Genomic DNA, 521 nt, shown 5'->3' on the forward strand with positions numbered 1-521 from the left:
CTGCCCGTTTTGAGTTTGGCCAGGTTGCCCGCGGTGGGTTTTTCTGCCCCGTTGACCAGTCTGGCCAACTGTTCGTTATTCGCCTTGGTTGCCTCTTCCAGCATCGGCGCAAAACCTGTACCGGCTACGGTGCTGCCTGGCTGTTCGGTCCCTTCGCCACTGGTGCATTGCGCTGCGTCCTTGCAGGTGCGCAGCGAGGTGTCGCCCAACACCTTAACCACAGCGGCTGCCGCTTCTTCACTGCTGGCATATTTGGTACAGGCTCCGCCGGTACAGCTGCTGCCGGATACGTTGGAGGTACTGATGACCGGCAACGCATTCATCATGTTGTAGCCGGCTGCAGCCAGATCGTGCGTCGGTTTGATGGCCGGCTGACCGGCGCCGCCGCGCTTCTGTCCACCGATCCAGGTCTGGCCGGATTGTCCGGTCACTTTCTCGGTGGCGTTCATCGATCGGATCGCATCCGCATCCCCGTTGTTGACCAGGCTTTTGGCCTCCTCCATCGCCGCCGCCTGGCTCCA

Annotated in this window: 1 pseudogene; it reads right to left on the minus strand. The window is 61.6% G+C overall.

Annotated features, from left to right (window positions below):
* A pseudogene (locus AC4PR2_RS29610) lies at window positions 1–521 on the minus strand (integrating conjugative element protein); the annotation flags it as partial.

Source organism: Serratia sp. A07 (assembly GCF_058725505.1).